Annotated in this window: 9 protein-coding genes and 1 pseudogene; all 10 read left to right on the top strand. The window is 37.1% G+C overall.

The window, feature by feature from the left end; translation table 11 throughout:
- Positions 1-878 (top strand): annotated as a pseudogene (locus C6W18_RS20185) (hypothetical protein); the annotation flags it as partial.
- A complete protein-coding gene (locus C6W18_RS19670; RefSeq protein ID WP_047947254.1) occupies positions 875-1,180 on the top strand; it encodes a DUF5592 family protein in 306 nt (101 codons plus the stop codon). The pseudogene C6W18_RS20185 and the gene C6W18_RS19670, both read left to right, overlap by 4 nt.
- Positions 1,173-1,742: a hypothetical protein gene (locus C6W18_RS19665; protein ID WP_105928622.1), complete on the top strand. Its 570-nt coding sequence runs from the start codon at positions 1,173-1,175 to the stop codon at positions 1,740-1,742. Before C6W18_RS19670 ends, C6W18_RS19665 begins: the two co-directional genes overlap by 8 nt.
- Positions 1,743-1,754: 12 nt before the next feature.
- A complete protein-coding gene (locus tag C6W18_RS19660) occupies positions 1,755-3,650 on the top strand; it encodes a VirB4 family type IV secretion system protein (RefSeq protein WP_223251750.1) in 1,896 nt (631 codons plus the stop codon).
- A gap of 1 nt (position 3,651) precedes the next feature.
- Positions 3,652-4,245, top strand: coding sequence for a hypothetical protein (locus C6W18_RS19655; RefSeq protein ID WP_105928621.1), 594 nt, complete (start codon positions 3,652-3,654; stop codon positions 4,243-4,245).
- Positions 4,238-5,347 carry a bifunctional lytic transglycosylase/C40 family peptidase gene (locus C6W18_RS20540; RefSeq protein ID WP_105928620.1) on the top strand — a complete coding sequence of 370 codons (1,110 nt, stop codon included), beginning with the start codon at positions 4,238-4,240 and terminating at the stop codon, positions 5,345-5,347. Before C6W18_RS19655 ends, C6W18_RS20540 begins: the two co-directional genes overlap by 8 nt.
- Positions 5,348-5,363: 16 nt before the next feature.
- Positions 5,364-6,164 (top strand): hypothetical protein, encoded by an 801-nt coding sequence (locus C6W18_RS19645; protein WP_105928619.1) that lies wholly within the window; start codon positions 5,364-5,366, stop codon positions 6,162-6,164.
- A 278-nt stretch (positions 6,165-6,442) separates the two neighbouring features.
- Positions 6,443-6,685, top strand: coding sequence for a hypothetical protein (locus C6W18_RS19635; RefSeq protein ID WP_105928617.1), 243 nt, complete (start codon positions 6,443-6,445; stop codon positions 6,683-6,685).
- Positions 6,686-6,692: 7 nt separating this feature from the next.
- Positions 6,693-7,112, top strand: a complete 420-nt coding sequence (locus C6W18_RS19630) for a hypothetical protein (protein WP_105928616.1) — start codon at positions 6,693-6,695, stop codon at positions 7,110-7,112.
- Positions 7,112-8,320 carry a MobP2 family relaxase gene (mobP2, locus tag C6W18_RS19625; RefSeq protein WP_105928615.1) on the top strand — a complete coding sequence of 403 codons (1,209 nt, stop codon included), beginning with the start codon at positions 7,112-7,114 and terminating at the stop codon, positions 8,318-8,320. Before C6W18_RS19630 ends, mobP2 begins: the two co-directional genes overlap by 1 nt.
- Positions 8,321-8,328 lie beyond the last annotated feature (8 nt).

Raw genomic sequence — 8,328 nt, 5'->3', positions numbered from 1 at the left:
CAGGAGCCGGAGAAACACCACTAGGCGGAGACGGAGCACCAGGTAAACCAGGAGCCGGAGAAACACCACTAGGCGGAGACGGAGCACCAGGTAAACCAGGAGCCGGAGAAACACCACTAGGCGGAGATGGAGCACCAGGTAAACCAGGAGCCGGAGAAACACCACTAGGCAGCAGCGCACCACTGAACGCAGCACCAAGAAGCAATAGTGGCGGCGGCAGCGCACCACTGAACGCAGCACCAAGAAGCAATAGTGGCAGCAGCGCACCACTGAACGCAGCACCAAGAAGCAATAGTGGCAGCAGCAGCGCACCACTGAACGCAGCACCAAGAAGCAATAGTGGCAGCAGCAGCGCACCACTGAACGCAGCACCAAGAAGCAATAGTGGCAGCAGCAGCGCACCACTGAACGCAGCACCAAGAAGCAATAGTGGCAGCAGCAGCGCACCACTGAACGCAGCACCAAGAAGCAATAGTGGCAGCAGCAGCGCACCACTGAACGCAGCACCAAGAAGCAATAGTGGCGGCAGCAGCGCACCACTGAACGCAGCACCAAGAAGCAATAGTGGCGGCGGCAGCGCACCACTGAACGCAGCACCAAGAAGCAATAGTGGCGGCGGCAGCGCACCACTGAACGCAGGCGGTCATATCAGTAAAAACAACATCACACTACCTAAACATGCCAATATCGCAAGAGTGAAGCTAAAAGATCACATAAAGGGTCAACCAACCACAACAGACACAGTAAAAGATGTTGTGGTCAATAAATATGCCAATTTAGCTGAAAAAGCTCACAATTCAAAACCAATCAAAAACGCAAGAAAAGCCTATGACGTAGCCAAAAACACTGTATTAGATGAAAGGAATGATAATCAGTGAGGCAGAGTATTCCTTTTTCTGAAAACATCCAGGCGCAAGCAAAATGGAACACACTAACTGTACTTGATGGATTTATCATCATTGGGAGTATAGGCGTAGGGTTTGTTTTTAAATCCTTTGTTTATGAACCACTACAACTGTTTTTTGTAGCTTTTGTAGCTTTGGCAACAACCTATTTTGTATATCCATCTATCGATTCTCCTAATAAAAAGAATTACCAGTTAACGTGGATGTTATTTAGAAAAGATAATAATGTCTATGTAGCTAGTAGACCAGAAATAAAGGTGAATGATCATGTTTGATGCTTTAACGGAAAAAAAGAAAAAAACAAATAAAAAACAAAAGAAGTTGCAAAAAGAGTTAAACCAAATTAATAAAGTTTATCCCATCACTGGCTGCTATACAGAAGAAGGGTTTATAAAAACAAAGATTGGTTTTAAAGAAGGATGCTTTGAGATTATGGATGTTAGACACTTTGATACTAATATCTTTGATGAAAAGCAGTTTGACTATGTAACAGAATCACATTGGAATTTGCAAAAGTTGTACAGCGAACCATTGAAAGAAATACATTTGAATTTACCTGAAGATAACCAGGCACAACAGGATTATTTACGTCATAAAATTGAAAGAACTACAAATTTAAAGCAGCTAGAGTTACTAAACAATGAATTAAATAAATTAAAACACATTGAAAAATTCTATAAAAAAAGGCGAACATATATAGCGATATATGGCGATACAATTGATGAATTACAAGAACGTATAGAAACGTTCAAGAATGCTAGTGGGTTTTTAGAGCCACGTGCATTAACGATAAAGCAAAAAGAAAAGGTTCTATTTGCTTTAAATAATTTCTACTAGGAGGAAGCACACGTGGATCAGATTGAAAAAGATTTAGATTTTGTTTATGCCACCCAACCAATGGGTGGCATTTCTTTTAAAGATGAATTTTATTACCGTACAGGAGACGGTTACTCAGCTTGTTTAAATGTTTATGGATACCCTGACAATTTCACGTCTCATTGGCTTAATCAAATCACAAGTAATCATAATACAATTGTTACAGTTGATACTTACACCGATAAAAGTGTCAACTATAAGAAAAAAGTGAAACACTCAACAAATGAGCTGAAAAGTCGCAGAGACAAAGCAAATTCGCAAACAGACTATGATTTGGCAGATGTAGATTTTCAAAATTTAAGAGAGTTAGGTATATCCCTTACAAAAGCTGGTGAAGTGATCAAGCAAGTAAGGATTAGAATTTTTCTGCAAGCACCTACTCAGGATGAACTTGAAAAAAGAGTACGAGAACTACAAAAGAAACTTGAAGCCGATGGTTATAAAGCAAAGGTTTTTTTGGCTGAACATAAAGAAGATTGGCAGTCCCTATTTTTAGACTATAAATCGCAGATGTATTTACCTAATCGAAGAATAGGACAGGACATGCCAGCAGAAATATTGGGTCTCGGTTTTTCCTATGATCAAACGAGTTTAGACGATCCTACAGGGCTATATTATGGTTATACGTGGACTAAGGGTACTGCATATTGGGACATGTTTCATAAGACAGCCAAACGGCTTTATTATAATGTATTTGTATCAGGTGATATGGGATCGGGTAAATCGACATTGTTAAAAAAGATTCTGCGTGATAATGGGACAAAGGGTAACTTCATTCGAGGATTCGATAAGTCAGGTGAATTTCACTCTTTAACTTCAGATTTAGATGGAAAAACTATCAATTTAGATGGATCACAAGGAAGAATCAATTTAATGCAAGTTTTTCCTACTGTTACTGTAAAAAATGATGATAATTTAGAAGTGGATGAAGCTTCTTCTTTTAGGCAGCACGTGTCGAAGTTAAACATGACCTATCGGCTACTTGACCCAAAAGCTAAAACAAGTGTATTAAATCAATTCGACGAATTGGTTTATGACTTCTATGAAGAAATTGGACTTTGGGGGGAACATGCATCGGCTAATATAACCCAGTTACAAAATGAAGATTACCCGACGTTGGGGCAATTCCAAGCGTATATTGATGATAGATATATTTATGAAAAAGACCCCCAATACAAACAGAAGATCGGAGAGATAAACCAGACTATACGCAATTTAGTTACACAATTTAGTGACTTATTTGATGGTGTTACAACAATACCTGATTTTCATAATGAGCAGATTGTTTTCTATGATATTGGGACGCTATCTCAATTAAAATCTGAGATTTTTGATATACAGATTTTTAATTCTTTAACTCAAATTTGGGCTAATATTATGTGGATTGGGAAGAGAGAAAAAGAAGCCTTTGATAAAGGGCAAAAACATTGGTTTGATTTGACTAGATTCATAGTAATGATTGACGAGTGTCATAACCTGTTAAGTCTGAAAAAAGCATTTACGGCAGATTATGTTGTCACGCTAATGTCTGAAGCTAGAAAATTCTTAACAGGTATTGTTCTTGCTACTCAACGTGTAGAAAGAATGTTTCCTAACTCAAATTCATCAGATCCTGAAATGGCTCTCGCTGCTAATAAACTGAATGAAATTTTTGGTTTAACACAATATAAATTTCTCTTCAGACAGGATCAGACTAGCATGAAAGCAATGAGGAACCTATTTGAAGATCAATTAACAAGCAATGAATACTCGTTACTACCAAAACTTGAAACTGGCAGCTGTATCATGGCGATTTCAGGTGATCAAAATTTGGTCATGAATGTTGAAGTCACACAAGAAGAACTGGAATTGTTCGAAGGAGGTGCTTAATTTGGATTCTTCTGCAAAGGAAAAACGGCAGAGTCAAATTAAGCTCCTTTTTTTAATGGTCATTATACTGGGGGCAGCAATGGTATTGTACTTTACAATGCCATCAGAAGCTGAAGATAAAAGCTCACAAAGTGAACCTGCAAAAGAAGTGTTTATTGATCATGAAAAAGAAAATAATCTTAAAAGTGATAGGTTGATCAATGAACATGACATAGAAGATGCAGAGAAAGAAAAAATTCAGAGAGTCTCTAAAAAATTTATAATGGAATATTACTCATACGACCACAAAAAAAATGATAATTTAGCCAAAGCAAAAAACTATCTCACTCCTGAATTTTATGCCGAATTAAAAAACGGCGAAGAAAAAGTAGGCTTTGCATATAGAGTGATTGACGATATATCTTTCAGGAATTTCGAAGTAAATAACGGTATCCCTAGACTTCAGGTATATGTAGAGACAAGTCAATTAAATGAAAAAAAACAGATTGTGAGAACTGTTGATGTACAGTTTGATATTGATTTGAAGCGACAAAAAAATGATTGGAAAGTGACTTATTTCTCTGTGATTGGCAAAGGAATTAAAGAACATGAGTAACGTCGGTAACAGTTTAAAAGATGGGATGCAGTCGCTTATAAAAAAGCATTTGCAAAAGAAAGCGATTATGTGGTTTCTAGGCTCATCTGTTGGCCTAATCATACTCATTGGGTTGCTTGTGCTAGTCATGGTTATAGGCGTGATAGCAAGCCTGGGAGGCGAAACCGAGCCAAGTAATGACAACATAGGTTCAACTATAAATATTAGTCCTGAAGTTGAGAAATACCGTTCAGCTGTGCAAAAAGAAGCTGCGGCCAATGGTATTCCTGAACTAACAAACCTCCTACTTGCTCTTATCATGCAGGAGTCAGGAGGAAGGTATTTAGATATAATGCAAGCGTCAGAGTCACTTGGTCTACCACCAAACACTATTAGTAACCCGTACGAGTCAATTAGAGTGGGAGTCGCCAATTTTGCGGCCACGTATAGACTAGCTGAAAAGGCCAAGATGAACGTAACTGAAACGGCTTTACAAGGTTACAATTTTGGTAGTGGATTTATAGGTTGGTCTATCAAAAGAGATGGAGGATGGACGCAAAAAAACGCTATTGAATTTTCTCGTATCTACAGTAAAGGTGTTAAGCGTCCAAATGGGACTTGGCGATACGGTGATCAGTATTATGTTGATCACGTTATGAGATATTTACAACCGGGGCCAGGTGATAATAACAATGGCCAATCTCCCATTAAAGGGGGTAATAAGGTAATAGAAGCAGCCATTAAAGCAGGATCAACTTATATAGGTAGATCAAGTTATATTATGGGTGGCGGACGTAACCAAAGAGATATTGCCAAAGGCATATTTGATTGTAGCAGCTTTGTACATTACGCCTTTAAACAAGCAGGTGTTTCTTTGGGAAATCTTTCATCTACCACTACTGACACAATTGTAGTTCAAGGGAAAAAGGTTTCATACGCCAAAGCGAAAAGAGGCGATTTAGTCTTTTTTGATACTTATAAAAAAAATGGACATGTTGGTATTTATTTAGGTGACGGTACATTTTTAAACTGCCAAAACAGCTACGGTGTGAGCATAGCTTCAATGAGTAACACGTATTGGAAAAGTAAATTTAACGGAGTAGTCGTGAGAATCGTTCAATAATAAAGGAGACGGTCAGTTGGTAAACTTAAAAATCAAAAAGAAAGGTACAAAATATAAGGTGGCAGCAATCGCTATATGTAGCGTATTGCTGTTTTTTTTATCGAGTAAAATCATTTTCAATGCGCCTGACGAGGAAAAATTTACGCCACTTGGCACACCAATAAATTTTAATTTTGGATCAGCAAAAATGACTGATCACATTTTCTTTTCAGAAGATAATATTTTAGAGATAGACTTCACACTGGAACAAGGTACGAGCGATATGCCACCTAAAATCACATCAATTATTAAAGAAAAATCGAACCAAAAGAAGCAATATAACCCGGAATTAATAAAAGTTAAAGACAGTTTTTATATCCTCTTTATAAAAGGACTTCCGAAGAATTGGGAGACGGTATCTATTGAATTAAAAGATGAAAACGCTGATCAATCAGTTCAGCAAAAGAAATTTTATGTAACTGCAAATAAGGTGAAAAATAAGAGCGAATTCGTGAAAAAAACAAAGGATTTTTATGAAGAAAAGTTTATTCAAGTACAGCTGAAAGATACACATACATTGATCGCAAATGAGACTGAAAAACAAAAAAAATTAAGTAATGATATTGCAATTATTAAAGCACAAAATCAGTCGTTAAAAGAAGAGATTGAATATCAAATTTCAGATGAAAAACGCCAAACAGAAAGTAAAATTCAATCCAATAATTCTAAGATGGATACAAAAGAAAAAGAAGTGAGTGAGTCTAAAAGTTTGTCATCAGAACTTCAAGAAAAGATAAGGCTGCTAGAGAAAAAAAGGTCCGAATTAGTTGCGAATTGACAATATATGGTGTGTCAGAAATTGAAATTCATACACATTCGTTGTTTAATCTCCTAAAAAATGGTGTGTCAGGAATTGAAATTCATACACATTTAAAGCAAAAAGCGCAACCACCAAGAAATAAACCGCACTGCGGTTTCAACCATGTAATGGTTGCAATTTCCCCTTATGCTCTTTCCTTTCCTCCTCCTCATTTCCAAACGGAAATGAGGAGCGAGGGAAAGGAAACTCTTTTCTCAAAAAAGTGAACAGAAGAAAGGGAGTGAACAACAAATAAAATGCCAAATATAACGATTAAAGGCCTGTCTTTAAACACAAAAAACAGGCTGACAGACCTTGCAAAAAAATCAGGAGTATCTGAACAAAAATACTTAAAAATGCTCCTGGATAAACACGTATTAGCGGAAGATATAGAGGGCGTACAAAGCACGTATGAAGAACTATGTAAGATGACATTAGCGCTAATCGAAAAGAATACCGAAGTATTAAACGAGTTTATAAAAATTATGAAGGATGAGTGATTTAATTATGCAAAGAATCAACACTAGATTGAGTGACTCGGCCTACAATTATATCAACGATGAAATGAAAAAAAGGGACAGTAAGTTTATTAACCACACGATAGAACAGATATGCGCAGAACATGCGGAAATGAAACAAAGATTGTTTGATGAAGATGCCTTAGTTGAAAAAATCTTTCGGCGCTTTAAAACAACTTTAGATGTGATTAGAGTTCGGGCGGGTCATGCAGATAAAAACGCTCAAATAAACCTTGAATTGTGGAATGCTCATTTGTTAGAAAATCCAATGGCTCTGACAATTTTAACGGATACACGCGTTGCTGATCCAGTGCGAAAAGCACAAGATAAAGTAACCGGAGACATTGCGAAATACAAACTCTTAAAAGATCAAAAAAATAAAGATGATCAAGAAGGAAATGACCAATAGTGACAAATGCAGGGGTTGTTTTAGTATCAAAATTTGTATCAGGTGGGTCAACGAAGTTTGCAAAGTATGTAAACTATATTGATCGAGAAGAAGCAGTGAGAACGGATAAATTCCAAGTGTATAACATCAACAATTTTGATGGTTATAACAATTATATGGGAAACCCTGAAAAGAGCAGTGGAATCTTTACGGCCAATAAAGATAAATTGACAGCCCAGGAAAAAGAAAAGTTAAAAAATTTGTTTAAGACAGCCCAGGAAAACGATTCGGTTATGTGGCAAGATGTCATTAGTTTTGATAACAAATGGCTAGAAGAACATGGCATCTACAACTCGAAAAATGGGTGGGTCAATGAAAGCGCAATTCAACGATCAATCAGGAAAGGGATGGATGTTCTTCTAAAAGAGGAACAGATACAAAATAGTGCCGTATGGTCAGCGGCCATTCATTTCAATACTGATAACATTCACGTGCATGTTGCGATTGTAGAACCGAATCCAACAAGAGAATACAGAACGTATGAGAATAAACAAACAGGGGAAATGTATCAGGCCAGGCGTGGCAGCAGAAAGTTAAAAACGTTGGATAGAATGAAAAGTGCGGTCGCTAATAAATTGCTGGATAGAGATAAATCCCTGGCGAAAATCACTCAACTTATTCACTCTCAAATAGCGCCAAAAGATTTGGACTTTAAGCCAAACTTAGATTTTAAAATGTTAAAAATGTATCAGCAGATTTATAATAGTCTCCCCTCTGATCGGCGGCTTTGGAAGTACAATAACAATGCACTAGCTGAAGTTAGACCGCAGATCAACCGTTTTATTGATCATTATATCGAGAAATACCATTCTAATGATTTTAAAGACTTACTTGCATCCCTAAAAGATGAAGCCGAGTTCAGAAAGTCAGTGTACGGGAATGGCGAAAAGCACGTAGAAAGGTACAAAGATTACGAGAAGAACAAGGTTAAAGAATTGTATGCTAAGTTAGGAAATAGCTTGCTGAAGGAAATGAACAGACAGTCAAGAGAATTTGACCCGGCATTAAAGAAAAAACATGCTCACTCTGCGAGTCATCAAGAGAAGTATAAAAAATTTAGTCGGGCTGATCTAAAGAATATAAAGAAAATTTTCGCTGAAGATTTTGAGCGTTATAAAGCGAAAAGGAAGTATCAAGAATTACAACGTGATATGGAGTATGAAAGGTAACAAGTCCA

This window comes from Bacillus sp. LLTC93 (assembly GCF_002993125.1).
Lineage (GTDB): Bacteria > Bacillota > Bacilli > Bacillales > Bacillaceae > Bacillus > Bacillus zhangzhouensis.
This window is presented reverse-complemented; position numbering and strand designations above follow the sequence as displayed.